Source organism: Ancylobacter sp. VNQ12 (assembly GCF_049445835.1).
Taxonomy (GTDB): domain Bacteria; phylum Pseudomonadota; class Alphaproteobacteria; order Rhizobiales; family Xanthobacteraceae; genus Ancylobacter.
Map to the genome: position 1 here is coordinate 57,741 of NZ_JBMSDU010000018.1, position 24,985 is coordinate 82,725.

General features: G+C 64.5%; 25 protein-coding genes. 8 read left to right on the forward strand and 17 right to left on the reverse strand.

Features of this window, described 5'->3' with window-relative positions; all coding sequences use genetic code 11:
* Positions 1 to 2: 2 nt before the first annotated feature.
* From ACO2RV_RS20010 to ACO2RV_RS20020, 3 genes are read right to left on the reverse strand one after another with little or no spacing between them, the layout of a single operon-like run.
* Positions 3 to 1,328 (reverse strand): TRAP transporter large permease, encoded by a 1,326-nt coding sequence (locus ACO2RV_RS20010; RefSeq protein WP_423296008.1) that lies wholly within the window; start codon positions 1,326 to 1,328, stop codon positions 3 to 5.
* Positions 1,318 to 1,863, reverse strand: coding sequence for a TRAP transporter small permease subunit (locus ACO2RV_RS20015; protein WP_423296009.1), 546 nt, complete (start codon positions 1,861 to 1,863; stop codon positions 1,318 to 1,320). The genes ACO2RV_RS20010 and ACO2RV_RS20015 overlap by 11 nt, the downstream gene beginning before the upstream one ends.
* Positions 1,860 to 2,954 carry a TRAP transporter substrate-binding protein gene (locus ACO2RV_RS20020; protein ID WP_423296010.1) on the reverse strand — a complete coding sequence of 365 codons (1,095 nt, stop codon included), beginning with the start codon at positions 2,952 to 2,954 and terminating at the stop codon, positions 1,860 to 1,862. The genes ACO2RV_RS20015 and ACO2RV_RS20020 overlap by 4 nt, the downstream gene beginning before the upstream one ends.
* A gap of 285 nt (positions 2,955 to 3,239) precedes the next feature.
* Between ACO2RV_RS20020 and ACO2RV_RS20025 the strand changes: the two genes are divergently transcribed.
* On the forward strand, positions 3,240 to 5,573 hold the full coding sequence (locus ACO2RV_RS20025; RefSeq protein WP_423296011.1) for an acetamidase/formamidase family protein: 2,334 nt from the start codon (positions 3,240 to 3,242) through the stop codon (positions 5,571 to 5,573).
* 12 nt (positions 5,574 to 5,585) lie between these two features.
* On the opposite strand, the gene ACO2RV_RS20030 is transcribed toward ACO2RV_RS20025, so the two are convergent.
* The 7 genes from ACO2RV_RS20030 to ACO2RV_RS20060 all read right to left on the reverse strand — a co-directional run bounded on the left by ACO2RV_RS20030 (position 5,586) and on the right by ACO2RV_RS20060 (position 12,283).
* Positions 5,586 to 7,655, reverse strand: a complete 2,070-nt coding sequence (locus tag ACO2RV_RS20030) for a TRAP transporter permease (RefSeq protein WP_423296012.1) — start codon at positions 7,653 to 7,655, stop codon at positions 5,586 to 5,588.
* A gap of 21 nt (positions 7,656 to 7,676) precedes the next feature.
* Positions 7,677 to 8,657, reverse strand: a complete 981-nt coding sequence (locus tag ACO2RV_RS20035; RefSeq protein ID WP_423296013.1) for a TAXI family TRAP transporter solute-binding subunit — start codon at positions 8,655 to 8,657, stop codon at positions 7,677 to 7,679.
* 164 nt (positions 8,658 to 8,821) lie between these two features.
* Entirely contained in the window at positions 8,822 to 10,060 is a 1,239-nt protein-coding gene (locus tag ACO2RV_RS20040) for an RNA polymerase sigma factor (RefSeq protein ID WP_423296014.1), read from the reverse strand.
* Complete coding sequence (locus tag ACO2RV_RS20045; RefSeq protein ID WP_423296015.1) at positions 10,057 to 10,428, reverse strand: YciI family protein; 372 nt, start codon at positions 10,426 to 10,428, stop codon at positions 10,057 to 10,059. Before ACO2RV_RS20045 ends, ACO2RV_RS20040 begins: the two co-directional genes overlap by 4 nt.
* Positions 10,429 to 10,454: 26 nt before the next feature.
* Entirely contained in the window at positions 10,455 to 10,763 is a 309-nt protein-coding gene (locus ACO2RV_RS20050) for a MoaD/ThiS family protein (protein WP_423296016.1), read from the reverse strand.
* A 5-nt stretch (positions 10,764 to 10,768) separates the two neighbouring features.
* Positions 10,769 to 11,854, reverse strand: coding sequence for a WD40/YVTN/BNR-like repeat-containing protein (locus ACO2RV_RS20055; RefSeq protein ID WP_423296017.1), 1,086 nt, complete (start codon positions 11,852 to 11,854; stop codon positions 10,769 to 10,771).
* A 12-nt stretch (positions 11,855 to 11,866) separates the two neighbouring features.
* Positions 11,867 to 12,283 carry a VOC family protein gene (locus tag ACO2RV_RS20060; RefSeq protein WP_423296018.1) on the reverse strand — a complete coding sequence of 139 codons (417 nt, stop codon included), beginning with the start codon at positions 12,281 to 12,283 and terminating at the stop codon, positions 11,867 to 11,869.
* Between the two features lie 309 nt (positions 12,284 to 12,592).
* Between ACO2RV_RS20060 and ACO2RV_RS20065 the strand changes: the two genes are divergently transcribed.
* The gene (locus ACO2RV_RS20065; RefSeq protein ID WP_423296019.1) at positions 12,593 to 13,036 is read left to right on the forward strand and encodes an SRPBCC family protein; all 444 of its coding nucleotides are present in this window, start codon (positions 12,593 to 12,595) and stop codon (positions 13,034 to 13,036) included.
* Here the strand turns inward: ACO2RV_RS20065 and ACO2RV_RS20070 are convergent.
* The 3 genes from ACO2RV_RS20070 to ACO2RV_RS20080 form a co-directional block, all read right to left on the reverse strand.
* A complete protein-coding gene (locus ACO2RV_RS20070) occupies positions 12,989 to 13,147 on the reverse strand; it encodes a hypothetical protein (protein WP_423296020.1) in 159 nt (52 codons plus the stop codon). The two genes, ACO2RV_RS20065 and ACO2RV_RS20070, sit on opposite strands and share 48 nt — an antisense overlap.
* A 358-nt stretch (positions 13,148 to 13,505) precedes the next feature.
* Positions 13,506 to 14,141, reverse strand: coding sequence for a DsbA family oxidoreductase (locus tag ACO2RV_RS20075; RefSeq protein WP_423296021.1), 636 nt, complete (start codon positions 14,139 to 14,141; stop codon positions 13,506 to 13,508).
* Positions 14,142 to 14,145: 4 nt separating this feature from the next.
* A complete protein-coding gene (locus tag ACO2RV_RS20080) occupies positions 14,146 to 14,994 on the reverse strand; it encodes an NAD(P)H-binding protein (RefSeq protein ID WP_423296022.1) in 849 nt (282 codons plus the stop codon).
* Positions 14,995 to 15,112: 118 nt separating this feature from the next.
* Here ACO2RV_RS20080 and ACO2RV_RS20085 point away from each other — a divergent pair, with 118 nt between their 5' ends.
* Positions 15,113 to 15,523, forward strand: a complete 411-nt coding sequence (locus tag ACO2RV_RS20085; RefSeq protein ID WP_423296023.1) for a winged helix-turn-helix transcriptional regulator — start codon at positions 15,113 to 15,115, stop codon at positions 15,521 to 15,523.
* 278 nt (positions 15,524 to 15,801) lie between these two features.
* On the opposite strand, the gene ACO2RV_RS20090 is transcribed toward ACO2RV_RS20085, so the two are convergent.
* The 3 genes from ACO2RV_RS20090 to ACO2RV_RS20100 all read right to left on the reverse strand — a co-directional run bounded on the left by ACO2RV_RS20090 (position 15,802) and on the right by ACO2RV_RS20100 (position 18,709).
* Positions 15,802 to 15,939 carry a hypothetical protein gene (locus tag ACO2RV_RS20090; protein ID WP_423296024.1) on the reverse strand — a complete coding sequence of 46 codons (138 nt, stop codon included), beginning with the start codon at positions 15,937 to 15,939 and terminating at the stop codon, positions 15,802 to 15,804.
* Positions 15,940 to 16,210: 271 nt separating this feature from the next.
* Positions 16,211 to 17,002, reverse strand: a complete 792-nt coding sequence (locus tag ACO2RV_RS20095) for a phytanoyl-CoA dioxygenase (RefSeq protein ID WP_423296025.1) — start codon at positions 17,000 to 17,002, stop codon at positions 16,211 to 16,213.
* A gap of 612 nt (positions 17,003 to 17,614) precedes the next feature.
* The gene (locus ACO2RV_RS20100) at positions 17,615 to 18,709 is read right to left on the reverse strand and encodes a Bug family tripartite tricarboxylate transporter substrate binding protein (protein WP_423296026.1); all 1,095 of its coding nucleotides are present in this window, start codon (positions 18,707 to 18,709) and stop codon (positions 17,615 to 17,617) included.
* Between the two features lie 276 nt (positions 18,710 to 18,985).
* On the opposite strand from ACO2RV_RS20100, the gene ACO2RV_RS20105 reads away from it, so the two are divergent.
* The 5 genes from ACO2RV_RS20105 to ACO2RV_RS20125 all read left to right on the forward strand — a co-directional run bounded on the left by ACO2RV_RS20105 (position 18,986) and on the right by ACO2RV_RS20125 (position 24,348).
* Positions 18,986 to 19,750: an IclR family transcriptional regulator gene (locus ACO2RV_RS20105; RefSeq protein ID WP_423296027.1), complete on the forward strand. Its 765-nt coding sequence runs from the start codon at positions 18,986 to 18,988 to the stop codon at positions 19,748 to 19,750.
* A 147-nt stretch (positions 19,751 to 19,897) separates the two neighbouring features.
* Positions 19,898 to 20,725 (forward strand): amidohydrolase family protein, encoded by an 828-nt coding sequence (locus tag ACO2RV_RS20110; RefSeq protein ID WP_423296028.1) that lies wholly within the window; start codon positions 19,898 to 19,900, stop codon positions 20,723 to 20,725.
* A 43-nt stretch (positions 20,726 to 20,768) separates the two neighbouring features.
* On the forward strand, positions 20,769 to 21,737 hold the full coding sequence (locus ACO2RV_RS20115) for an alpha/beta hydrolase (protein ID WP_423296029.1): 969 nt from the start codon (positions 20,769 to 20,771) through the stop codon (positions 21,735 to 21,737).
* Positions 21,738 to 21,831: 94 nt separating this feature from the next.
* Entirely contained in the window at positions 21,832 to 23,826 is a 1,995-nt protein-coding gene (locus tag ACO2RV_RS20120; protein ID WP_423296030.1) for a tripartite tricarboxylate transporter permease, read from the forward strand.
* Positions 23,827 to 23,895: 69 nt separating this feature from the next.
* Positions 23,896 to 24,348: a hypothetical protein gene (locus ACO2RV_RS20125; RefSeq protein WP_423296031.1), complete on the forward strand. Its 453-nt coding sequence runs from the start codon at positions 23,896 to 23,898 to the stop codon at positions 24,346 to 24,348.
* Here ACO2RV_RS20125 and ACO2RV_RS20130 read toward each other — a convergent pair.
* The gene (locus ACO2RV_RS20130; protein ID WP_423296032.1) at positions 24,345 to 24,875 is read right to left on the reverse strand and encodes a helix-turn-helix domain-containing protein; all 531 of its coding nucleotides are present in this window, start codon (positions 24,873 to 24,875) and stop codon (positions 24,345 to 24,347) included. The genes ACO2RV_RS20125 and ACO2RV_RS20130 overlap by 4 nt on opposite strands.
* Positions 24,876 to 24,985 lie beyond the last annotated feature (110 nt).

The window sequence follows — 24,985 nt, forward strand, 5'->3', positions numbered from 1 at the left end:
GGCTACCAGCCGATCGCCTTCGGCAGCCATGTCGCCACCGCCGGGAAGCTGAACACCAATGCCACGGCCGCGAGCTGGAGCGCGATGAAGGGAATGACGCCGCGATAGATATCGGCCGTCGCCACTTCCGGCGGTGCCACGCCGCGCAGATAGAACAGCGCCCAGCCGAAGGGCGGCGTCAGGAACGAGGTCTGCAGCACGGTCGCGATCAGTGCCGCCGCCCACACCAGGTCGACGCCGGCGTTCTGCATGAGCGGCAGGAACATCGGCACCACGATGTAGCTGATCTCGATCCACTCGATGAAGAAACCGAGCACGAAGATGATTAGCAGCATGAAGATGAGGACGCCGCTGGTGCCGCCGGGAACGAAGGCGAAGGCGTCATGCACCAGCCGCTCGCCGCCGAGGCCGCGGAAGGCCAGCGCGAAGACCTGCGAGCAGATCAGCACGAAGAACATCATCGCGGTGATGCGCGCGGTGGATTGCACGGTGTCCACCAGCGTCTTCAGGGTGAAGCGCCCGGCGACGGCCGCGACCAGGATCGAGCCGAGCGCGCCCATGCTGGCCGCCTCGGTCGGCGCCGCTATGCCGCCGATGATGGAACCGAGCACCACGAGCACCAGCCCGATCGGCGGCAGACCGACCCTCAGGGCCTTCCCCCACAATTCGCGGCGCGGCAGGGCGCGACGCTCCTCCAGCGGGATGGGAGGCACCTTCTCCGGCCAGATGATGCCGACGACGATCATGTAGACGCAGAAGATGCCGGTGAGCAGCAGGCCGGGCATGAGCGCGGCGGCAAACAGCGTGCCGACTGACTCGCCCAGAATGTCCGCCAGCAGGATGAGGATCGTGCTCGGCGGAATGAGCTGGCCCAGCGTGCCCGACGCGCAGATGGCGCCGCAGGACAGGCTCCTGTCGTAGCCCCGGCGCAGCAGGGTGGGCAGTGTCAGCAGGCCGAGCGTGACGATGGTGGCGCCGACAATGCCGGTGGTGGCGCCCATCATCATGCCGACAAGGATGATGCCGAGCCCCATGCCGCCGCGCAGCCCGCCGGACAGATGGCCGATCACCTCCATCAGCTCGTCGGCGAGGCGCGATTTCTCCAGCATCACGCCCATGAACACGAAGAGCGGGATGGCGATCAGCGTGTAATTGGCGGTGACGCCGTAAATGCGCGCCGGCAGCAGGCCGAACAGGCTGGTGCCGAAGCCGAGCCAGCCGAAGAAGAAGCCGCTGATGGCGAGGGTGAGCGCCACCGGCACGCCGACGAACAGCATCACGAAGAACGACGCGATGCACGCGATCGCCAGAATTTCATTATAGGGCATCGGGCGTCACTCGTGCGGAAGGTTCGCCCTTGCCGCCAAGGAAGGGCTGGATCGCGCGCAGCGTCGCGGCGAGGCTCTGGAGGAGAAGCAGTGCGAAGCCCGCGGGGATCATCGCCTTGAGGATGAAGCGGTAAGGCAGGCCACCGGGATCGGGCGAACCCTCGCCGATCCGGTAGGACTGCATCATGTACGGCCAGGACAGCAGGATGACGATGACCGCCAGCGCCACCACGGCCAGCGCGGAGAACAGGTCGATGACGTGCCGCAGGCCGGCGGGGAAATGGGCATAGGCGATGTCCACCCGCACATGCCCTTCATGCTTGATCGTATAGGCGATGCACAGCAGCGTGAGCGGCGACATCAGGTGCCATTCCAGCTCCTGCATGGCGACCGAGCCGGTAGAGAACACGTAACGCAGCAGCACATTGCCGGCCATGACGAGGACGAGCGCGAAGCCCGTCCACGCCGCCAGCCAGCCGCACGCCTCGACAATGGCGTCGAGGGCGCGCGCGCTTCTTTCCAGTACAGAACTCATGCGCCCCTGCGGATCTGGGTCTGATAGACGGCTTCCGAGAGGCCCGCCCACTGGCTGTGCTCGGCGGCGAACTTCGAGAAGGACTCGTAGACCTTCTTGATCTTGGGGTCGGAGTCCGCGAGTTGCTGCAGCGTGGTGGCGGTGACCTCGCGCAGCTTGTCGACCACCGCCGCCGGGTACGGACCGGCGATGACGCCTTGGTTCTTCACGAGGTCGGTCATTGCCTCGCCATTGGTGGCCTCGCACCAGGTGTGGCTGATGACGTTGCAGGCGGCGGCCGCGGTGCGCACGATCTCCTGAAGGTCGGCGGGCAGGGAATCCCAGGCGGCCTTGTTGACGATCAGTTCGGTGACGTTGTTCGGCTCGTGCCAGCCGGTGGTGTAATAGTACTTGGCAGCCTTCTGCAGGCCGAGGCGGCGGTCCTGATAGGGGCCGACGAACTCGGCGGCGTCGATCACGCCACGCTCCAGCGCCGGGAAGATCTCGCCGCCGGGCAGCAGCTTCACGTCGACGCCGAGCTGGGCGTAAACCTTGCCGGCAAGGCCGGGGATACGCATCTTCAGGCCCTTGAAATCCTCGACCTTCTCGATCGGCTTGCGGAACCAGCCCGACATCTGCACGCCGGTATTGCCGAGCGGCATCGGCACGAGGTTGAAGGGCGCGTAGAGTTCTTCCCAGAGCTTGAGCCCGCCGCCATGGTAGATCCAGGCGTTCTGGCCCTGGAAGTTGAGGCCGAACGGCACGCAGGTGAAGAACTGCGCTGCCGGCACCTTGCCGGCCCAGAAATAGGAATTGGCCGCGTTCATCTCGACCGTGCCGGATGAGACGGCATCGAAGCCTTCCAGAGCCGGGATAAGCTCGCCCGCGGCGAAGTGCTGGATGTTGAGCCGGCCGCCCGACAGCTTGCCGACCAGTTCGCAGAAATAGGTCGGGCTACCGGGTCCCGTCACATAGAAGGGTGCGCCCGGCCCGTAGGCATTGGTCATCTTCCAGTTGAAGCTCTGCTGGGCACGCGCGACGTGCGGCGCTGCGACGGTTGCGACGGCCGCCGTGCCCGCAAGGCCGGCACCCAGAAATCCACGACGATCCATGTTGTTCCCCTTGTCTGGAATGGCCGGCGCCTCTGTCCGGCGCCCTGCATTGCGACTAGGTATTTCGCGTGGATGCGGCGTGGGCAATGCCCCTAAAGAGGCAAATCCCGTCAGGAACATCGCTGTGGCGGGATGAAAACTGCCGCAAAAATACAATGATATTATATGCTTATGTGACCATGGCGCGGATTTGTGCGAGCCTTGCGGCTCAGGCCGAGACAAGTTTTTGTGCGCCATTCGTCAAAGTGATTCACCGGCTCCCGCCACAGGCTGCATGATTCCCGCATGAACCGATCCGTCCCCATCTCCATCAACGCTTTTCCCGCGAGCAAGCAGGAAGCCGTCTGGCGGGAAACGCTGGCCAGCCTGTTCCTCGTCTGCCGGGCGCCGAAGGAGGCCAGCTTCCATTTCGGCGAAGTGTCGATCAAGCGCTCGCCGACGCTGGCGACCTTCGCGCTGCTGCGCTCCAACGCGCAGGATCTCGCGGCGCTGCCGAAGGCCGAGGGCCATATCCTGATCGGTTTCGTGAATTACGGCCGGGGCCATCTCGCCAATTCCGGCCGGCGCGCCGCCGAGTTCGCCGATGGCGACCTGTGGGTCTGCGACCCGGCGGCCCCGTTCAGCGTGCAGTTCCGCAACGATTTCGAGCTGCTGGTGCTGCTGCTGCCGCGCGAGCGTCTGGCAGGCAGGCTCGGCCGATCCTCGACCGTGCCGACCATGGTGCTGGGTGAATCAGTCGTGGCGACGGCGGCTCGCCCGATGATGCGGGCGCTGGCGGCCAATTTCGCCATGATGGAGGACGGCGACGTGATGGCGGCGGAGCCGGCCATCACCGAACTCGTACTTTCCGCGCTGCTGACCGAGGCACGGCCGGAGGAGGACAACGCCACGCAGGTGCAGGCCGCGCATTTCTCGCGCGTCTGCGCACAGATCGAGGCGCGGCTGCGCGAACCCGAGCTTTCCGTCGCCGATATCGCCAAGGCCGAGGGACTGTCGGCGCGCTACATTCAGCGCTTGTTCGAAGGGCAGGATCGCTCCTTCTCTGACTATGTGCGTCATCGCCGGCTGGAGCATTGCCGGCTCGACCTCGTCAATCCGCAATATGCCGATCGCTCCATTGCCGAGATCGGCTTTCGCTGGGGCTTTGCCGACCAGGCGCATTTCAGCCGGGTGTTCAGCGCCGCCTACGGCATCTCGCCGCGCGACTTCCGCAAATCCTCCGGCCCGACGGTGGAGACGCGATGGACCCGCGGGCGCCCCATGCATTCGGGCGCGCGGCCGGAACGGCCCGCTCCGCTCGCCGGCCCGTCGGCTCCCGAGAGCCGGGACACTGCGCCCACCTTTATGCCGGCGCCCGAGCCGGCGGCGCCCGGACGCCACCATCTCGCGGTCTCGCGTGACACGGTGCACTGGGGCTATCTCTCGCGCAGCATCGCCCCGGTGCTGCGGGTGCGCTCCGGCGCGGTGGTCACCGTCGAGACGCTGACCCAGCACGCCTATGACGACCATGAGCGGATGATCGCGGGAGATGCGGGAGCCGAAAGCGTCTTCCACTGGACCCGCGACTACAAGGCGGTGGACCGGCGCGGCGCGGGCCCGGTGAACGCGACGATCTTCGGGCGTGGCGCGGGTGAAGGGTTCGGCGTGCACATCTGCACCGGCCCGATCTTCGTCCAGGGGGCCGAGCCGGGCGATGTGCTGGAGATCGAAATCCTTTCGCTGAAGCCACGACCCTGCGCCAATCCGGTCCATGCCGGCTTTGCCTTCGGTTCGAATGCCGCAGCGGCGTGGGGGTTCCACCATGACGACATCCTCGACGAGCCGCGCAAGCGCGAGGTGATCACGATCTATCGCACCGATGCCGCCGGCGAGAGCGGCTATGCCGAAGCGGTCTATTCGTTTCGCTGGGTGCCGCAGACCGACCCGTTCGGCGTGGTCCACGAGACGATCGACTATCCCGGTGTCCCGGTCGATCATGCGCGCATCGAGAAGCGCCATGATGTGCTGAAGGCGGCCCGCATCCCCGTTCGTCCGCATTTTGGCTTCGTCGCCGTCGCGCCGCGCGAAGCCGACATGGTGGATTCCGTGCCGCCGGGCTATTTCGGCGGCAATGTCGACAACTGGCGCGCGGGTGAGGGGGCCTCGATCTATCTTCCCGTCGCCGTTCCGGGCGCGCTGCTCTCCATCGGCGATCCGCATCTCGCGCAAGGCGACGGCGAGATCAGTGGCACCGCGCTGGAGTGCTCGCTCACCGGCGAGGTCCGCCTCGTGCTGCACAAGCGCGGCGAGACCCGCAAGACCTTTCTCGGCGGGCTCGGCGCGCCGCTGATCGAGACGCCGGACGCCTGGCTGCTGCACGGGTTCAGCTACACCAACTATCTGCGTGAGCTTGGCCGCAACGCCCAGTCGGAAGTGTTCAAGCGCTCGTCCCTCAGTCGCGCCCTGCGCAGCGCCGTGCGGGCGACACGGAAATTCCTCATGGAGCGCTACGACCTCGATGAGGACGAGGCGATCTCCTTGATGTCGGTCGCCGTGGATTTCGGCGTCACCCAGGTCGCCGACGGCAATTGGGGGGTACACGCCAAGATCGCCAAGGCGATCTTCGAGCGTGCGTCGTGAGCACTCGAACCATCACGGTATCGTGACGATTTCCCGCCGCCGGCGCCACTGCGCCAGCAGCACGGGCGCGATCATGATCAGTCCGAGCAGCGACGAATAGAATTCCGGCGCGACCAGCAGCAGCGCCGCCGCCAGCAGGACGAGGCGTTCCCAGTTGCGCAGGCCGGTCAGCATCCACCCCGAAATGCCGGCGCCGAGGCAGGTGATGCCGATGACGCATCCGGCGAAGGCGAGAACGAAATCCGGCCAGTTGAACCCCTTCGTCACCAGCAGCAGCGAGGGCGAGAACACGAAGACGAACGGCACCAGCACCTTGCCGAGGCCGAGCCGGAACGCGGTGTTGCCGGTGCGGAACGGATCGGCATTCGCCATGCCGGCCGCCGCATAGGCCGCGAGCGCCACCGGCGGCGTGATGTCGGCCAGCACGCCGTAGTAGAACACGAAGAAATGGGCGACGATCGGCTCCACGCCCAGAAGGCCGAGCGCCGGGGCGGCGATGGTCGCCATGATGATGTAGTTGGCGGTGGTGGGAATGCCGCAGCCCATGAGGATGCAGACGATGCCGGTCATGAGCAGCGTGAACAGCAGCGTCAGCGTCTGCGGCGAGGCGAGCATCACCGGCAGCACGTCCGCCATCCAGGCTGCCATCGTGGCCGCCGTCGAGGTCACGATGAAGGAGACCTTGAATCCCACCCCGGTGAGCGTGACGACGCCGACAACGATGCCGACGGTTGCCGCCGCCGCGCCGACTGCGAGGGCATATTTGGCCCCGTCGCGCAGTCCCTCGGCGATATCGGTCAGGCTCATGCGGTTGCGCGGGTTGAGCAGGCCGACCGCCACGCACAGGGTGATGCCCCAGAAGGCGGCAAGATAGGGCGTATACCCCACCATCAGCAGCGTGATCAGCACGACCAGCGGGATGGCGGTCGGCCAGTCGCGCTTGAGAGCCGCCTTCACATCCGGCATTTCGTGCGGTTCGAGGCCCCTGAGGCCGTTCCGCTTCGCCTCGAAATGCACCTGGATGAAGACGCCGAAGAAATGCATGAAGGCCGGAACGATCGCCGCCAGGATGATCGTGGTGTAGGGCAGGTTCAGAAACTCGATCATCAGGAAGGCGGCGGCGCCCATGATCGGCGGGGTGATCTGCCCACCCGTCGAGGCCGTCGCTTCCACCGCCGCCGCGAAGTGGCGCTTGTAGCCGAGGCGGATCATCGCCGGGATGGTGAGCGAGCCCACCGTCACCGTATTGGCGACCGACGAGCCGGAGATCATGCCGAACAGCGCCGAGCCGAAGATCGACACCTTAGCCGGGCCGCCGGCATAGCGCCCGGCGACCCAGGCGGCGCAGTCGAGAAACAGCTGGCCGAGGCCGATGCGCGTCGCGAACACGCCGAACAGCACAAAGTGGAAGACGTAGGTCGCCACGACGCCGAGCGCGACGCCGTAAATCCCCTGCGTGGTGAGATAGAGGTGGTCGACGAGCTGCGGGAAGCTGGCGCCGGGATGCACCAGTATCCCCGGCATGTAGGGCCCCCACAGGGCATAGGCCATGAAGATGAGCGCGATGATCGGCAGCGGCACGCCGAGTGAGCGCCGCGTCGCCTCCAGCAGCGCCGCGATCAGCAAACCGCCGAGCACCACGTCCAATGTCGTTGGGTTGCCGACGCGGAAGGCGAGGTCGTCCAGCGGGATCAACGGAATATGCATCACCGCCACGACGGCGGTGGCCGCGAGCAGCCAGTCCGGCAGCGCTATGCCGAGCGGACGCAGCAGCCCGGAGCGGGCCGGCTGCGAATAGCCCCGCTTGGTGACCGGGAACACCAGGAAGACGAGGCCGAGCACGAAGGACAGATGAATGCCCCGGTGCATGGTCTCCTGCAGGAGACCGAAGCCGGCCGTGTAGTAGTGAAACAGCGAGAGCGCGATCAGCAGGCCGCCGACCAGATATCCCGCTCCCGGCGCGAGCGGCCGGAAGCGAATTTCGGGGTCATAGATTTCCTCCAGCTCCCGTGCCCTCGCCTCGTCGAATTCGAGACCAGGATTCGTGCCGGACGATCCGGTTGGTTCCTCACGAACTGCCATGTCGGCGATGCCGGCCGCCCGTTACTTCAGAACGCCCGCTTCCTTGTAGAATTTCTCGGCGCCGGGATGCAGCGGGATGCCAAGGCCGTTGGTGGCGTTCTGCAGGGTGATCATCTTGCCCTTGGCATGGCCGGCATCGAGCGCGGCGCGGGAATCGGCGTTCCAAAGCGTCTTGACGATGTTGTAGATGAGATCGTCCGGCTGCTTGGCGCTGGTGAGCCATTGCGCGTTCACCGAGATGGTATCGGTCGCGCCGACGCCCTTATAGGTGTCCGCCGGCACCTTGTCCTTGGCGAAGAACTTGTACTCGGCGAGCAGCTTGTCGACTTCCGGCCCGGAGATCGGCACCAGCTCGATACCGGACGAGGAGGCGAGTTCCGAGATTGCGCCGGTGGGATAGCCGCCCACGAAGAAGAAGGCGTCGAGCGCGCCGTCGCGCAGCCGGTCGCCGGCGGGGCCGGGCTTGAGATATTCCGGCTTGATGTCCTTCTCGGTCAGGCCATAGGCCGCGAGCACGATACGCGCATCAACCAGCGTACCCGAGCCCGGCTCGTCGAGCGCGACGCGCTTGCCCTTGAGGTCCGCGACCGACTTGATGTTGGCGCTCTTGGCGGCCACCAGATGGATGGTCTCGGGGTAGAGCGTCGCGATGATGCGCAGATCCTCGACCTTCGGCTTGCCCTCATAGAGGCCGGTGCCGGTATGCGCCCAATAGGCGACGTCCGATTGGGAAAAGCCCGATTCGAGCGCGCCGGACTGGATGGCGTTGACGTTCGCCACCGAGCCGTTGGAGGCGACGGCGGTGGCCACGAGACCGGGCACACCCTTGTTGCCATTGGCGGAGATCGCATTGGCGATGAGACCGCCCACCGGATAATAGGTGCCCGCCGTGCCGCCGGTCCCGATGCGGAAGAAGGTCGGCGTCTGGGCCATGGCGAGGCCTGTCATTGCCGCAATTCCGGCGACGGCCGAGGCCAGTTTCAGCACGCTGAGCAGTTTCATCGCGTTCTCCCTTCGTATCGGATCAATGTCAGGATGGGACAATGACGGAGGCTTGTCGACGGTGTTGGGGAGGAAGGTGGCCGCATTTTCGACCGATCCACGGTTATGGCCGGGGCTCGCCGTCGGCGCCGCGTCATCGTCAGGCATGGTGCCCGATCTGCCCTTCACTTCAGCCCGTCGAGATGCGAGCGGATGTGCGCAGCCTCCGCCGCCGTGCTGGCGAGGCTGATCGCGGTCATGAAACCCTCGCGCGCCTCGCTGGTGCGGCCGAGCTGCATCAGCAGCGCGCCGCGCAGGCCGTGATAGTGGAAATAGCCGGCGAGCCTGTCGCCAAGGGGGTCCACCATGGCGAGCGCCGCCGCCGGTCCGCGCAGTTTCGAGATCGCCACGGCCCGGTTCAGCGTCACCACGGGCGAGGGCTGCATGATCTCGAGCGTGCCGTAGAGCAGGTCGATCTGCGCCCAGTCGGTATCCTCGGGCCGTTCCGCGCGCGCATGCAGCGCCGCGATCGCCGCCTGAACCTGGTAGGGGCCGGGCTGGCGGTGACGTACCGCCTTGTCGAGCAGGGCGAGCCCCTCGGCGATCATCGCCTTGTTCCACAGTCGGCGATCCTGATTGTCGAGCAGGATCACCGCGCCGTCCCCGTCGAAGCGCGCCGCTGCGCGGGCATGCTGGAGCAGCATGAGCGCGGCCAGCCCCATGATCTCCGGTTCGGCCTGGAACAGCCGCAGCAGCAGCCGGGCGAGGCGGATCGCCTCCTCGCACAAGGGCTCGCGTACGGCGGAGGTGTCGCCTCCCGCGGAATAGCCCTCGTTGAAGACGAGATAGATCATGGCCGCAACGGCGCCGAGGCGTTCGGCGCGCTCGACCGCGCCCGGCGCCTCGAACGGAACATCAGCCCTCGCAATACGGGCCTTGGCCCGCGTGATGCGCTGCTCCATCGCCGCTTCGCTGACGAGGAAGGCGCGGGCGATCTGCCCGACCGAGAGCCCCGAGACGATGCGCAGTGCCAACGCGATCTGCTGCGTTGCCGGCAGGTCGGGGTGGCAGCAGATGAACAGGAGGCGCAGCACGTCGTCGCGATAATGCGCGCCGTCCATGCGCTCGGCGATCTCGGCTTCCGCGTCGCCCGTGTCGGAGAAGGCTTCTTCCGGCGGCAGTTCGGTCTGCCTCGCCCGTCGCCTTACCGTGTCGAGGGCGACGTTGCGGCCGACGAAGACGAGCCAGGCCGCGGCATCGCGCGGGGGGCCGTTCTGTGGCCAGGTCTTGAGCGCGCGCAGACACGCTTCCTGGAACGCCTCCTCGGCGAGGTCCAGGTCGCGGAAATAGCGCAGCAGCGCGGCAAGCGCCTGCGGGCGCGCGGCGGCAAGCGTGGTGCCGATCCAGCGCGCCTCGTCCATCATGGCCGCGCCCCGCCGTCATGGAAGAGGCCGACCGGGCGGATCTCGTAGGAGCCGCCCGGATTGGCAGCGCCGAGCTCGCGGGCGATGCCGAGCGCTTCCTCCAGATTCTCACAATCGAGGATGTAGAAGCCGAGCAACTGCTCCTTGGTCTCGGCGAAGGGTCCGTCGAGCACCAGCGGTGGGTCCTGGTCCTTGCGCAGCGTGGTGGCGGCGGTGGTCGGCAGCAGCCGCGCCACCGGGCCGAGCTTGCCCGCCTTGGCGAGCCGCTCCTGAACCACGGCGAGCTTTTGCATCACCGCGTCGTCCTCTTCCTTGGTCCAGGCGCAGACGACGTCTTCCTGATGGTAGCAGAGCAGGGTGTAGAGCATGTGTGGCCTTTCGCAGTGCTGGCGGGTCAGCCGCCGCTGATCGCCGTGATGACGAAGACGTCCGCCCCCGGTGCGAGCGGCGTCGAGAGCCTGGCGCGCCGCCCGCCGACGAACACATTGATATGTCGCCGGATCGCCGGCGTCTCGTCGCAGATGCGCTCGCGCATGCCGGGCCACAGCGCGTCGAGACCGTCCACCATCTCCTCGACGGTGCTCGCGTCGAGCGGGACGAGCCGCTCGGCGCCGGGGAACAGCACGACAAGGTGTGGCGGCAGGCGCACGAGCACGGGCGCTCGCGCCTCGCCCGCCTTTTCCCGCGTTGCCTCGTCGTTCATCGCGCTCACCGCTCGATCACCAGTGTCTCGACCGAGGTGATGGTGGGCAGATGCGGTGCGACGCAGTCCCATGTCTCGCCTTCATCCGCGCTGGCGTAGAGACCGCCGGCATTGGTGCCGAAATAGACACCGGCCGGCTCCATCGTATCGGTCGCCAGCGCCTGGCGCAGCACGTTGAAATAGGCGCCGTCCTGCGGCAGGCCCTCGCGCCGGGCCTGCCAGCTCTGTCCACCGTCGCGGGTGCGCCAGACCGCCGTCTTTCCCTCCGGCATGAAGCGGCCCTTGATGTCGCCGTTCAGCGGGATGAGGTAGAGGCCGTCCGGATCGCGCGGATGGGCGGCGGCGGGGAAGCCGAAGGAGGAGGGCAGGCCGGCCTCGATACTCTCCCAGCTTCGGCCGCCATCGTCCGAGCGGTACATGCCGCAGTGGTTTTGCTGATAGAGCCGCTCGCCGCCGCCCGGCGCCATGATGAGGCAGTGCACGCACTGGCCGAACTCGGGATAGTTCTGCCCCTCCGGCATGAAGTCGGCGCGGGTGCCGCGATTGCGGGTCTCCCAGCTTTTCCCGCCATCCTCGGTGGCGAACACGCCGGCGGCCGAGATGCCGACCCAGATCTTGTTCCGGTCGGCGGGATCGAGCACCAGCGAGTGCAGGATCAGCCCGGCGCCGCCGGAATTCCATTCCGGCCGCGTCGGGTGCTTCTGAAGGCCCTCGACATGGCTCCAGCTTTCGCCGCCATCGTCGCTGCGGAACAGCCCGGCCGGCTCGACACCGGCATAGAGGCTTCCGTCCTCGCCCACGGCGAGGCTCCAGACCGCCTTCACTGGCGCCTGTCCGGCCTCATAGGCGAGGCCTTGGCTCGAATGGCTCCAGCTCACGCCGAAATCGGTCGATTTCCACACTGCCGGGCCGAACCATTCATTTCCGCCACCGGCATAGAGGGTGCCGCTGGTGCGATCGGCGACGACATGGTTGGTCGGCCAGGTCTCGCAGAACGGGCCGCGCACCTGCCATGAGCGGCGCGTGGCGTCGCTCTCGACGATGAAGGCGCCCTTGCGGGTGCCGACGAGGATGAGAACCTTCTTTTCCACGGCGTCCTCCCGTCACACGGCGCAGGTTACAATCATCCAGGAGACGCCGAAGCGGTCGGTCAGCGTGCCGAAGCGCGGCGAGAAGAATGTCTGCGCCAACGGCATGGTAACCTCGCCGCCTTCGGACAGCGCGGCGAACTTTGTGTCCGCCTCCTCCGGCGACGAGACCGAGAGCGCCAGCGAGATGCCGGCAAACCCGGTGCCGTCGGACTGGCAGCCGTCGGATGCCATCAGTTCCGCGTCGCCGACCTTGAAGCTGGAATGCATGATCTTGTCGTCCCAGCCGTCCGGGATCATGCCGGGCGGCGGCGGTTCCGGCGCATCCCTGAAGCGCATCAGCGCGGTGACCTGTGCACCGACCGCCTTCCTGTAGAAGTCGATGGCTTTCTCGGTGCGTCCGTTGAACATCAGATAGGGTTGGACATTCATTGCGTTTCGCTCCCCTTGGCCGAACGTCTGGCTGCGGCGCCGCGGCCAAGCGAGCCGGCGCCGATGACACGAGGACGAACGGACAATGGCGATGCCGACAGCATGGCGGGGATTTTTGTTCGATCCTTCCTGTGGCCCGTTCCACCTGCCGGTCGGGGTCCGCCCGGCGGACCGCGTCGGCGGGCGTCGGAAGCGACAGGCGCCGCGCTCTCGACGCCTGGACGTTCAAAAATCCAGACGGCCTGTGTCGGGAATGGCAAGCCTCGTTCGTCCTCGGGGCGGATCGACATGTTAGTGGAGATAACCAGCATGCCCAACACCGTACGCCTGCACCGCGTCCTCGCGACCAGTCCGGAGAAGGTCTATCGCGCCTTCGTTGAGGGCGATGCGCTCGCGAAATGGCTGCCGCCCAACGGCTTTACCTGCACCGTGCACCATCTCGACCCGACGGTCGGCGGCACGTTCAGGATGTCCTTCCGCAATTTCACGACGGGGCACAGCCATGCCTTCGGCGGCGAATATGTCGAGCTCATTCCGGGCGAGCGCCTGCGCTACACCGACCGCTTCGACGATCCCGGCCTGCCGGGCGAGATGCAGGTGAGTGTGACGTTAAGGAAGGTTTCGGTCGGAACCGAGCTGGACATCGAGCAGGCCGGCATTCCCGACGTCATTCCGCCCGAGGCCTGCTATCTCGGCTGGCAGGAATCACTGCGAAACCTGGCCAAGCTCGTCGAGCCCGAGATCGATCAGTAGCGCGTCGGCGCGGGTCATGGGGGAGCGGTTCGGCGTCGCGATGACGCCGATCGCGAAAACTCCCGCATTGGCTCGCGCATGAAGTCGCGGCGAGCCGTCGCCCGTCTTCATGCACCTTTCAGGCTGTCTGGATCGATCGGCAGTTGTCGCAGACGGCGGCTGGCGGCGGCGAACATGGCATTGACCACCGCCGGCGCGACGCCCGAAATCGAAGGCTCCGGAACCACCTGAACCCACACTATTCCATTCGCCGTGGCCACATGGTGGCGGCACGCCGCCGCTCGCCATGGGAACGGACAATCATATAGAGGGATGGAGACGGTATCGGTGGGGTGATGCGCAGACAGGCAGCTTCTGGATGCAAGTTTCGCAAATAAGACTCCTGCGCATCGACAATGATAGGCTCAGATGAGTGTCGAAAGGGTTCAGTATTCGTGGTCCATGCACCTACTTCAGGCACCCGCTGTCGTCACGCCATTCCAGAGATATTCTTGCTTATGGCCTCGGCGATGGCACTTTCCGGGCTGGTCTGAAGCGCCAAGCCGTTGGGAAACGCGATAACTGGCACACTCCGTAGCCCAAGGTTACGGGCCGCATCCGATTGTTCGATGGTCAGCCGCTGTTCGGCGGGGTTCCGCATCAAGGCGAGCGCTTCGGCATGGTCGAAGCCGTGCTCGGACGCAAGAGATGCCACGGCGTTGAAATCCCCCATGGTCACACCGCGCAGGAAGTAAGCGTCGGTGAGGGCCACGGCCAGGGCATGCTGGGTTCCTCTCGCGTGAGCAAGACGGACCAATGTTTGCGCCGCAGTGGTGTCGAAAACACGGGGTTGCCGAGAAAGCGAGAGATCGATGCCCGCCGAGCGCGCCTCGCGTTCAGGAGGTTCAAAGCTTTCCCTCCGGTCCGCTCCATCGTGACGTGCGCGGAAAATATCGTCGACAGCGATGCCATCCTTGGGCAGGCCCTGCGTGAGGAGAAACGGATGATGGCGAACGTTCACCTCGAGCCCGGCGAAGTCGCGCTCCAGAACATTGTCCAGTCGATGGAGCGCGATCAGGCACCAGGGGCATGAAATTTCGCCGAAGAAGTCGATGGTCATGGCCATGGCGTTACCCTTTCAACGCCGCAGTGAGGGCCTCTGCCAGGGGCTTTGGCGGACGGCCGGCGAGCCTCTCCACGTCCCCGGTGACGATGTCGTAAGCGCCTGCTGCAAAGTCTGTCTGGATGTCGACCACGGCGTTGATAACGGACTCGGGGAGGCCCATCCGCGTCATGCCAGTCCGAAGAGCTTCCACCGGGATCACAACGAAACCGATCTTGGTGTCGAGGATCTCGGAGATGAGAGCGGCCCGTTCCTGGCCAGTGAATGACTTGGGACCGGTGGCGCTGTAGATGGCGCCGGAATGGTCCTCGGTCAGCACAATCCCAGCGGCGGCCGCAGCAACGTCGTCGCGGGCGACGAAGGCGACCTTGTTTTCGGCAAGGCCCGTCAGGACGCCGGAGGCAACTGATTGCTTGGCTTCGATAGCCAGGGCTTCCGCGAAGTAGTTCATCCGAAGGATTGTCCATCGCGGAGCGGACTTGATCAGCGCCTGCTCGCCTCGCCAAAAGCTGGCGACCATGGCGGGCTCGGCCTGCTCGCGAGTCCTGGTAGCCGATATCAGCACGATGTGCTTGACGCCCGCCGCGACGGCAGCAGCAATAGCCGTTTCGTTCTGCGTGCCGCGCACGCCCGGCCTCAGATCGGCGGACGGGATCAGAACGAGCTTGTCGAGTCCGGCATAGGCCTCAACCAAGGTTTCGAGCCTGTCGTAATCACCTAGACGGCCTTCGAGCCCCTCTGCGCTCAGGGGCGTGCGGGAAATGGCGACGAGCTTGTGACCCTGATTGCGGGCCTGAAGCTCGCGAACGGTAGCTTGGCCAAGCTGGCCACTGGAACCGCTGACACCGATATTCATGGATAGGACCTTCCGATACGTTCATTTGGTGCGTAGCGATATGAAGGTTCCTATGTTAGGGCGCAAGAACGCACGTTTTTGAACGCCACGCACCCCGGGGTGCGTAATGGAGTTGAGCATGGCAAGCGTCGGGTTGAGGCGGGTTGAGTTCGATCATGGTGCCGAGAGCGAGGCCTATTGCCGGGCGCTCGGGCAGATCCTCGAACGGATCGGCGACAAATGGACCATCATGATCATCGGTGTGCTGGCGACGAAGGGACCCATGCGGTTCAACGCGCTTCAGCGGGCCATTCCGGGACTGTCTCACAAGATGTTGACGACCACGCTTCGCGGCCTGGAACGAGACGGACTTTTAGTGCGGACGGCTTTTGCCACCATCCCACCGCGCGTGGACTACGAACTCACCGAACAGGGACATTCCCTGCATGAGCCCTTGCTGACCCTGGCCTCGTGGGCGCGATCGCAGCAGCCCTACATCGAAGGCGCCCGCAAAAGGTTCGACGAGCAACGGAGGAATGAGCAACCATGACAGCCCCATGCTCGGCCGCCTTTGCCGGTCGGCTGACGCAGTGGCACCGAGGCGCGTGGCGAGAGAGCCTGAAGCTTGTCATCAAATGAGTTTGGCGTGGCGAACGGCAGGTTTCTAGATCTAGGAAAAGACGTCGAATGCCCGTGATGACGAGCTTGTCGACGCCCTCGTCCGGCAGAAGGAAGCGAGCGCAGTCGTCGAAGCCATGACCGTGATAGTCGACGCGGCGACGATACGGCTTTGCCGCGGAAAAGCCCCGGCACGCACAGCGCCTCATCTCACGGCATCAGCAAAGCTCGGATCGGCAGATCCGCCCGGATCACGTCGTTGATCGGGCCGGCCAGTCCCCGCAGCCTGTCCGCGTCCGTTCCTGGCAGATCGAAATCCAGCCGGAACGTGCCATCACCCGAAAGCATGCGCTCCAGTCAGGAGAGCACCATGGAACTCGTGGAACACAACGCTGCTGGCGACATGGGCGAGGGCGTGGAGTTCGCACGTGAGATGTCTGAACTTGGGCGCCACAGAGACCTCGACGGGGCTGTGGGGCTTTTCATCGGTCTCCAACTCGTGCCACCATCCGTCGTCGTCGGGCTTCACGGCGGTGATTTTCGCCTCCCTTGGGTCACCGGATGGTCGCACGGTCCGGAGGCTGTCGCCCTCCACCGGGGAAAGACGATGCATTGCTCCTCAGGCTTCCACTCCAATGGCCCTGCGGATGGCGATCTGCACCGCAGAGGGTGGTAGCGACGGGTCAAACTCGCCCTTCGGCAGAAGCGGCGGTTGGGCCATGAAACGGGGCTCTGCTCCGCGATGCGGTTGCGCCGAGTGCACAAGGAAGGGATGGCAGAGATAGACGGTTCCGGCAGGTCCTGTCGCCGATACTTCTTCACAGTCCGCGGTCGAAGCAAAGCCATCGGCGGCGAGTTCGCCGAGCGTGAGGCCATCGTCGCCTCCGGGCAGCAACCGCTTGGCGATTGCGCGGTGCGACCCTTTCCGGATCCTTGTCGGCGCATCCAGTCCTCCAACATCGGAGAAAAGGAACAACATGAGCAGAGCGCGGCCGCTGCTTTTTACGTTGGCTCGCCACTGCAAGAAGTCGGGGTTGTCGGTGCCGAAGCTGGCATCGACGTGCCACCCCATATCACCGGGATCGAGTGGTGAGGGGAAACGGACAGGGAAGGTTCCCAGGCCATTTGGTCTCAACCATCGACCTCTGCCAACGAGAGCATCGTAGGATGAGTGCAAAAGCGGTGTGTTGGCAGCGTCGACGAACGGCTTACCGGTCATAAAGCCCAATCGGACAACCGGTTGTTTCCATGTCTCGGGAGAGTCCGGGGACAAACCCATGGCTGCCCAGAGCTGCTCACGCCCTTGGCGGGCAAGCTCGCCATCGAAGGCACCTTCCAGCTTAAGATATCCGTTTTCAATGAAATGCGCGATCTGAGCCTGGCTCAGACCGGAATGAGTAGCTTCCGACATTCAATAATTCTCCGTACGGCCTCTACACGGGGCTGGCCGTTATGATCTGAAAGGCACCTGAGTGCCGCGACGACTGTGCGCCCGTCAGATCAGCGGAAAGAATGTGGAATTAAACATCATGATGATGCTCAATTAGCATCTAATGTTTGCGCTCGCAATGAAATCAGACTTGGAGATCTCCAGGCCAGATAGCATGTGCGCATTTTAGAAGACCACGGCATGACCCCGCGGCCGGAATGCGGTTGGGAGCCCTCGTCGACAGCCCGCTTTCAAGGGAAGCTATCCGAATGAGAGAGCTGCTGAATGAAAGCCAGCACCTTGGCTGCCTTTCCCGCCTTCAATCAGAACGCGAATGCGAGCGCCGCTTCCTCGCCCCCATCCAGCAGCCGAGTGGGCATCTCTTACGCCCGCTCGGCCTTACATATCGAAGGAACTGGATACCAACCTGTGCGCAAAGGCTCATACTCGGGCTGGTGATCGACGTCGTAAAGTCGGCAAACTGGCCGATCTCGCCACAGCCCTCTTTCTCGCGAGAAACATCGCCGAAGGCCATTTTCGGCGCTGGACGGGAGTCCGGACGCGGCGACGCGCGCCGCGCCAGGCCAGAGGCCGTCAGAGTTTCACATTGTACTTCGTCTGTAGGTATTCGCGCATCCAGGCTCGGGTCGCGGGGGAAATGTGGGTGGCAACCTCGAAGAGCTTGTCTGCCGCCGCGCCCGTCGCCTGTTGATAGTCACCCAGGATGTCCTCCTTGCGCTCCTGAAGTTCGGGATCGGTCACGGCAGCTGCGAAGGCTGTCCGATAGGCCTCCACGAATTCGGGCGGGGTGTTCTTCGGCAGGACCGCCATTTTCTGCGCGGGAAACCCGGCGCTGAAGAAGGCCAGATAGGCGTCCAGCATGCTGTCTTTCTTCGGCGCCTGCCCATGCATCATTACATAGGCCTCCAGGAAGTTCGGAATGTCCGGAAAGGTGGGGTCCCGAACGAGGTTGCCGTTTGCGTCGAGCGCGCCCAGCGAAAACAGCGGCACGACCTTCTTCATTTCGACCAGGGGCACGATATTGGCGAGGTAGCTGGACGACGTCTGGTAGTCGATGGTCGCCTCGCCGCGTTCGAAGGCTATGCGTGTCTCGCCCCGGCTCGACATGCCGAACACGTGGCGGACATTCAATCCCAGCAATTCAAAGGCGAGCATCAGGACGAGATCGAGCGCGGTCGCGCCGGTATTGGCATACACCAGCTCACGATCGCCGAGTGACTTGAGATCCGATGCATCCTTGATACCCAAGCTCGTTGGCAGATAGACGACGCCGCCCGTGGGAGAAACGAGCACGGGAATGAAGTTGCGGTAGTCGTACTGGACTCTTGGATCGCCGAGCAGATAGGGGAACTGGTTGGAGCCGGACAGGCCGAGCAGGGCCAGCCCGTTGCTGGAGGCGCGCCGGGCAAAGGAGTTGGCGCCCGACAGGCCGCCGCCGCCGGGGACGTTCCGCACGACGACCGTGGGATTCCCGGGCAGATATTTCGACAGATAGGGCGCGAAGAAACGCGCCCAGGCGTCATTGCCTCCCCCCTCGCCGTAAGGGATCGTCCACTCGACGGTTTTGCCGGCAAATGTCACCGGGACCTGAGCGGCGGCCGCTCCCGGACGATAGGCCAGCGGCGCGAGCGCCATCAGGCCGGCAAATCTTCTGCGGTTCATTTCCATCCCGAAGTCTCCCATCCCGTTCTGACGCGGTGCTGTAGGTCGTCGGAGCACGGACATTGCCGGCTCCCTTCCGGCGCGAGATCGCATCCCACTTGACGTTTGTTCTGATAGTAGGAACGATTATGCCATCTATCGATGCGACTAGCATTTCAACTTGCAGGGGTCAAGCGCGCGAATGGCCTGCACTGCCTGGTCGGGACGAGGGGCAGCGGGATTTGTGTTCTGATAGATGGTATCAGCCGTCCTTAATGCAGGTCGCGATCCAGGGAGAGCCGATTGCCTACCGTAACGAAATCACTGGGTGAAGGAACGCAGTCTGTTCTCCTGACGCTGGCAATCCTCGAACGCCTGGCCCAGAAGCCGGGATCAGTCGGGATAACCGAACTCGCTCGCGAGATCGGAACGTCGAAGAGCCGGATTTTTCGGCATCTCCAGACATTGACCTCCTGCAACTATGTGTCCGCGAACGCGACCACCGGCGAGTATGAGGTGGGGCCCCAACTGCTCGCTTTCGGCCGGGAGATCAGCGAGCGCTACGACATCGTGAATATTGCGGGGCCCATAATGGCCGAGCTGCGTGACCAGCTTGGCCACACGGTGATTATTTCCCGGATCGATGCGGCCGGAGCCCATGTGCTCCGGTCGATTCCCGGAAACTCCCCGATCGTCGTCGGGGTTCGACCGGGAACGACCCTTCCTTTCGAGCGTTCAGCGCAGGGCAAGGTGGCGCTTGCCTTCATGGCGCCCGGACGCCGCTCGGGCAACACGCCCCAGGCGGTGGCCTTCCAGTCGTTTTCGACCGAGCATCCCGAGGAACTGGAACTCATCCGGCACCAAGGTTGGGCATGGGGAGAAATGCGCCAGGGACTGCGCGGTCTGGCGGCTCCGGTGACCGATGTCTCGGGCAACCTGGTGGCGACCCTTGCCCTGCTTGATACCACTCAGGACATGGGCCCGGATTCGGATCAGACCAAGGCCCAGGCTCTGGTCGCGGCGGCGCGGCGGCTGTCACGCACGCTTTCTCCTGTGGGCCACGAATAAGTCGGCGCGGTGCCCCCTGGGTGCATGGAGGTCAATATTTCCCGTTTATGTTCTGATAGTCGAAAATATCTTGCCAATTATCAGAACGATGGATAGAGCAGAGTCCGCACGCCTGTCGCGGGCGTTCGAGGCATCGGGAAGTGGGTTATGGAATTGCGTTCAGGAATGGAGCGGGCTGGGACAGGCGCGGCCGACCCGCCGCTCGTCGATGCGCATGCACACGTCTACAAGATCGGCATGCCTCTCTCGACCTCGGCCTGGCACCACCCCGCGGACGACGCCACGATAGAGGACTATCTCGCCACGCTTGACGCGGCAGGGATACGGTTCGGTGTGCTTGCGGCAGCCAGCCTCTTCGGCGACTACAACGATTACATGTTGGAGGCCGTGCGCACCCACAAACGACTGCGTACGACTGTCATCGTGCCACCGGATACCGACCCCTACATATTGCGGATGATGAAGGAGGACGGCGTCGTCGGCATACGCCTCCAGTTTCGCACTGTTGAAACACCGCCCGACCTTGCCAGCCACGAATATCAGAAGTTGCTGCGGCGCGTGGCGGATCTCGACTGGCACGTTCACCTCCACGATGAGAGCGAACGCCTCCCGCACTATGTCACGCAGATTGAGAAAGCCGGGCCGAAGCTCGTCATCGACCACTTCGGCCGCCCCGCGAGTTCCAGCTCCGGCGGATTTCGCGCGGTCCTCGACGCGGTTGGACGGGGAAGGACCTGGGTGAAGCTGTCCGGAGCATTTCGGCTTGAGCCCAAGGGACTGGCGCCCGAACTCGCCGGCATTCTTCTCCGGCACGCCGGACCCGAGCGGCTCCTGTGGGGGAGCGACTGGCCTTTCGCCGCTTTCGAGGGGCGGGTGGCCTATGAGGACGTCCTGGCGCAGTACGCCGAGAACGTTCCGAGCGCGGCGGTCCGGCGCGCCATCGATCAGACGGCGCTGCAATTCTATTTCGGCTGAGCTTTTTGGGGGGCGGTCTATGGCAGCGATCCGGCGCCGGGATATGGAAGTCACGACGGTGGATGGGGTCACCATCGCGATCCGCGTGGTGGAACCGGACGGCTCAAGGTCGGGAGTGCCGCTGGTGCTCCTGCACGGGACGCGCATTCCCGGCATCAGCGAGTATGATCTGCCCGTCCCCAACGGCTCGCTGGCCGAGGATCTTGCCAAGGCCGGCCATGCCTGCTTCGTCCCCGACGCGCGAGGTTACGGGCGTTCCACGCGTCCGGCCGCTATGTCGCGGCCACCATCGGAATCGCGGCCGATCGCACGCAGCATTGAGATCGTCCGCGATGTCGACGCGGCCGTCGACGAACTCATCCGCGCCACGGGGTTCGAGAGGGTTGCCCTGATGGGATGGGGCGTTGGAGCCACCATCGTGTTGATGTACGCCGCGCTTTGGCCCGAAAAGGTCAGCCACCTGATCCTGTACAACGTCCTTTATGGCGGCGGGAACGATCATCCGAGGTATCGAGAGCATCCCCTTGAGGATCCGGCGCGCCCGGGACGGTTCAACGTCGCTCACTACGGCGGATACAGCTTCAACAGTCCGGAAGAACTGTTACGGAAATGGGATCAGTCTATTCCCACTGCCGATAAGGATGAATGGCGTGATCCTGCGGTTGCGGCAGCTTTTGAGCGCGCGCTGCTGGATGGCGATCCCTCCTCGTCCACCCGCACGCCGCCGAGCTATCGCAGTCCTAACGGCATGCTGGAGGACAGCTATTTCATGGGCCGTGGCGAGAAGCTGGTTCATGCCAGCCAAGTCTATTGCAAGGTCCTGATCATCCGACCCGGGCTCGATTATTTCTCCCGCCCCGCTGATATCGAGAGCCTAAGAGCCGATCTGGTGAATGCCGAGCAGGTCGTGACCTGGGAGCCGGAGAACACCACCCACTACATCATCCTGGACCGGCCGGAACGCGGCCGCACGGCGGCGATCGAGAAGATCATCGATTTCATCCGCCGCTGACGCCGGCCTGACTGCGCCTCCAGCCGCCGCTGGACGGCCTTGCCGGGAGGGCGGGGCCCTCCGATGGGCGCCTCCTTCAGAAGGTAACACCGTAATGCTGGATACATTGACAAGCGCCCTGCTGACCCTGCTGACCTTCCACCATCTCGCCTTCATGATGGTCGGCGTCGGAGTCGGACTCGTCGTGGGCGTCCTGCCGGGTGTCGGCGGGCTCGTGGGGCTCACTCTCCTCCTGCCATTCCTCTATGGCATGGAGCAGTCGGCGGCGCTGGCTATGCTGATCGGCGTGCTTGCCGTCAGTCCCACGGCCGATACCTTCGCATCGGTGCTGATGGGCATTCCGGGTTCGACCGCAAGCCAGGCGACCGTGCTCGACGGCTTTCCACTCTCAAAACGGGGCGAGGCCGCCCGGGCGCTTTCTGCAGCGTTTTCGGCGTCGCTCGTTGGTGGTGTTTTCGGCGCGGTCGTGCTGACCGGCTTCGTTATCGTCGCGCGCCCTGTCATCCTGAGTTTCGGGGCGGCGGAACTGTTCGCGCTTACCATATTTGGCCTCTCCATGGTGGGGGTGCTGTCCGGCAGCAACCTTGCCAAGGGTATCGCGACGGCCGCGTTGGGCGTCGCATTCGGCGCCGTCGGTTCGGCGCCCGCCACCGGCGAATATCGCATGGAGTTCGGCTGGCTCTACTTGATGGACGGCATTCCGCTCGTCGTCGTTGCACTCGGGCTCTTCGCGGTGCCGGAAATCGTAGATCTGTTGCGCAGTCAGTCCAGCATTTCCGGCAAAGCTACGGAACTCGGTACCGGCTGGGTTCAGGGCATCAAGGACACCTGGAAATACAAATGGCTGGTGCTGCGCTGCTCCGGGCTCGGTGCGATTATCGGTGCCATACCGGGGCCGGGCGGCTCGGCTGTCGACTGGATCGCCTACGGCCATGTCGTCCAGACTTCCAAGGATCGTTCGCAGTTCGGCAATGGCGACATTCGCGGCGTTATCGCTCCGGAATCGGCCAACAACTCCTGCATGGGAGGCGCCCTGATCCCGACCCTCCTGTTCGGTATTCCCGGATCGGGAGCCACGGCGGTCTTCCTCGCCGCCATGGTCCTGCTCGGCATCCAACCAGGCCCTGCAATGGCCGACCCTGCTCGCGGCTTGAATCTGACCTATGTCGTCGTTTGGTCGCTGGCGATAGCGAGCGTCGTCGGCACGGGGCTGTGCATCCTGATCTCGCCTTGGATCTCCCGGCTCACCACGATCCGCTACACCTTGATCGCGCCCTTCATGATCATGGTGATCTCGATCGCCGCGTTTCAGGCGACCCGTTCGCTCGAGGACATGGTCGTGCTGATCGCGACCGGCATCCTCGGTGTCATGCTGCGTCGGTTCGGCTGGCCACGCCCGGCCTTCCTGATAGGTTTCGCGCTGGCGACGGAGGCCGAGCGTTATCTTTACCAGGCGGTGCAGTTCTCCGGTTGGGGTTTCGTCGGGCGCCCGCTTGTGATCGCGATCATTGTCATCACCGTCGCGTCCATCTGGCTGGGTCTGCGGAAGTCACCGGGCGAGACCGCAACGGCGATCAACACGGAAGGGCCGGCAGCACAGGCGTCGGCCCGCCAACTCTGGCCGCAGCTTGTCTTCGGCGGATTCGTGTTGGCCATCTTCGCCTTCACCTTCTGGGAAAGCCGGTCGCTTTCGATGTTGGGGGGCATATTCCCGACCGGAATGGCGCTGGTGGGAATGGCCGCAACGGCGCTGACCATGCTGCCGCTGTTGCGCGGGAAGCTGGAATCCACAGCCAATTTCGACGCAGAAGAAACCGAACGCGCCGACGATTTCCGCGGCGGCCCCTGGGCGGTCCTGGCGTGGCTGATCGGCTTTGTGGTGGCGATATCGCTGGTCGGTTTCTTCGCTGCGCTGGTCGTCTTCTTCCTAGCGTTCCTTACCATCGTCGCCCGAGTTTCGTGGGTGCGGACGCTGGCGCTGACGGCCGTTGCCGCAATCTCCATGCTGGTGCTCGCCGATCTGCTCAGCCTCGTCATGCCCTCCGGCCTGATACAGATCTATTTCGATCTTCCTTGGCCATTCCGCTAGGTGGTGCCCTCTCCGGCTAAGGTATGTCAGCTCTCTCGGCGCCGTTGGCGCTGAGAGGCGGGACGTCCAATGGCCGTCGCTGCCGCGCATCCGCCGCGCGCTGCACTCGATCACGGCATTTGCGACATGACGGATCGGCTCGCGCACGGCGCCTTCGCCAACGACTTCCCGAGCGTCGCCAATGGTCCGACACCCCGCACCATCTCGCTTATGGTCGCGATGCGCGGCCGGAGGGCCGGCATCGAGCATCGCTTCACAAGAATGGACCACCGTTGGACCGATGCGCCGTTCCAGCGAATGACCCGCACCAGCGAGGATGCACCCGTCAAAGGCGGACACTATGACGGCCTCGACCGGCGTGGACGTCATCTTCAGGTAGTTCATCCGGGTCTGCACATTCGGCCGCCAGATGAAGCCCTCAAGGACCTCTCGTCTTACGAATTCAGCTGCCAATGCTGGACTTCAGAGCCGGAACGATTCACGTCCGATCCAAATCATCCAATGCCGGGATTGAGCACCTAAGGTCCTTCTTCGAACGGCTTGATCGACAGGCAGACCGACAGGATTTCCACATCGCCAGCTGATACCGCCACGAAAGCATGGCGCATCGTGCTGTCGAGATAACAGCTGTCACCCTCCTGGAGGATCAGTGGCGCATAATGCTCGGTGTGGAAGGCGAGCGTGCCCTTCAGCACGAAGATGAACTCCTCCCCGTCATGGATACTCCATTCCTCGCGGGGCGGCGGCTCGTGATTGTGGATGCTCATGCGCAGCGGCACCATGACCTTCTGGGTCAGCGCCGTGGAATGCACCCGGTAATCGTAATGGGCGGTCTGGTAGAGCTCTGCCTCAGCGGCGCGCGTCGAGGTGAGCCGGGCGGTGACGCCGCTGCGCAGGCGAGCCGGCCCCTCTCCCTCCATCATCTGCACGAAATTGATCTGCAGGCAGCGCGCAATGCGCAGCAGCGTATCAAAGCTCGGGCGTGACTGGCCCTTTTCAATCTTCGAGATCGCGGCGATGGAAACGCCGCTGTGTGTTTCGGCATGCAAGTTTGCCCCCCTGAGGCGAGGGATCGGCGTCCAACTTTGACCCCCCTTGAGCCGGTTTCGGTGAGACTGCCCGTTTTGGTTTCAGACGGGCGGGCGGGGGATGAAGGGCG

Excerpts from the sequence above, each read along its gene's own strand:
- ACO2RV_RS20010 (WP_423296008.1), bottom strand. The coding sequence starts at position 1,328 with ATGCCCTATAATGAAATTCTGGCGATCGCGTGCATCGCGTCGTTCTTC.
- ACO2RV_RS20015 (WP_423296009.1), bottom strand. The coding sequence starts at position 1,863 with ATGAGTTCTGTACTGGAAAGAAGCGCGCGCGCCCTCGACGCCATTGTC.
- ACO2RV_RS20020 (WP_423296010.1), bottom strand. The coding sequence starts at position 2,954 with ATGGATCGTCGTGGATTTCTGGGTGCCGGCCTTGCGGGCACGGCGGCC.
- ACO2RV_RS20025 (WP_423296011.1), top strand. The coding sequence starts at position 3,240 with ATGAACCGATCCGTCCCCATCTCCATCAACGCTTTTCCCGCGAGCAAG.
- ACO2RV_RS20030 (WP_423296012.1), bottom strand. The coding sequence starts at position 7,655 with ATGGCAGTTCGTGAGGAACCAACCGGATCGTCCGGCACGAATCCTGGT.
- ACO2RV_RS20035 (WP_423296013.1), bottom strand. The coding sequence starts at position 8,657 with ATGAAACTGCTCAGCGTGCTGAAACTGGCCTCGGCCGTCGCCGGAATT.
- ACO2RV_RS20040 (WP_423296014.1), bottom strand. The coding sequence starts at position 10,060 with ATGATGGACGAGGCGCGCTGGATCGGCACCACGCTTGCCGCCGCGCGC.
- ACO2RV_RS20045 (WP_423296015.1), bottom strand. The coding sequence starts at position 10,428 with ATGCTCTACACCCTGCTCTGCTACCATCAGGAAGACGTCGTCTGCGCC.
- ACO2RV_RS20050 (WP_423296016.1), bottom strand. The coding sequence starts at position 10,763 with ATGAACGACGAGGCAACGCGGGAAAAGGCGGGCGAGGCGCGAGCGCCC.
- ACO2RV_RS20060 (WP_423296018.1), bottom strand. The coding sequence starts at position 12,283 with ATGAATGTCCAACCCTATCTGATGTTCAACGGACGCACCGAGAAAGCC.
- ACO2RV_RS20065 (WP_423296019.1), top strand. The coding sequence starts at position 12,593 with ATGCCCAACACCGTACGCCTGCACCGCGTCCTCGCGACCAGTCCGGAG.
- ACO2RV_RS20070 (WP_423296020.1), bottom strand. The coding sequence starts at position 13,147 with ATGAAGACGGGCGACGGCTCGCCGCGACTTCATGCGCGAGCCAATGCG.
- ACO2RV_RS20075 (WP_423296021.1), bottom strand. The coding sequence starts at position 14,141 with ATGGCCATGACCATCGACTTCTTCGGCGAAATTTCATGCCCCTGGTGC.
- ACO2RV_RS20080 (WP_423296022.1), bottom strand. The coding sequence starts at position 14,994 with ATGAATATCGGTGTCAGCGGTTCCAGTGGCCAGCTTGGCCAAGCTACC.
- ACO2RV_RS20085 (WP_423296023.1), top strand. The coding sequence starts at position 15,113 with ATGGCAAGCGTCGGGTTGAGGCGGGTTGAGTTCGATCATGGTGCCGAG.
- ACO2RV_RS20090 (WP_423296024.1), bottom strand. The coding sequence starts at position 15,939 with ATGCTTTCGGGTGATGGCACGTTCCGGCTGGATTTCGATCTGCCAGGA.
- ACO2RV_RS20095 (WP_423296025.1), bottom strand. The coding sequence starts at position 17,002 with ATGTCGGAAGCTACTCATTCCGGTCTGAGCCAGGCTCAGATCGCGCAT.
- ACO2RV_RS20100 (WP_423296026.1), bottom strand. The coding sequence starts at position 18,709 with ATGGAAATGAACCGCAGAAGATTTGCCGGCCTGATGGCGCTCGCGCCG.
- ACO2RV_RS20110 (WP_423296028.1), top strand. The coding sequence starts at position 19,898 with ATGGAATTGCGTTCAGGAATGGAGCGGGCTGGGACAGGCGCGGCCGAC.
- ACO2RV_RS20115 (WP_423296029.1), top strand. The coding sequence starts at position 20,769 with ATGGAAGTCACGACGGTGGATGGGGTCACCATCGCGATCCGCGTGGTG.
- ACO2RV_RS20120 (WP_423296030.1), top strand. The coding sequence starts at position 21,832 with ATGCTGGATACATTGACAAGCGCCCTGCTGACCCTGCTGACCTTCCAC.
- ACO2RV_RS20125 (WP_423296031.1), top strand. The coding sequence starts at position 23,896 with ATGGCCGTCGCTGCCGCGCATCCGCCGCGCGCTGCACTCGATCACGGC.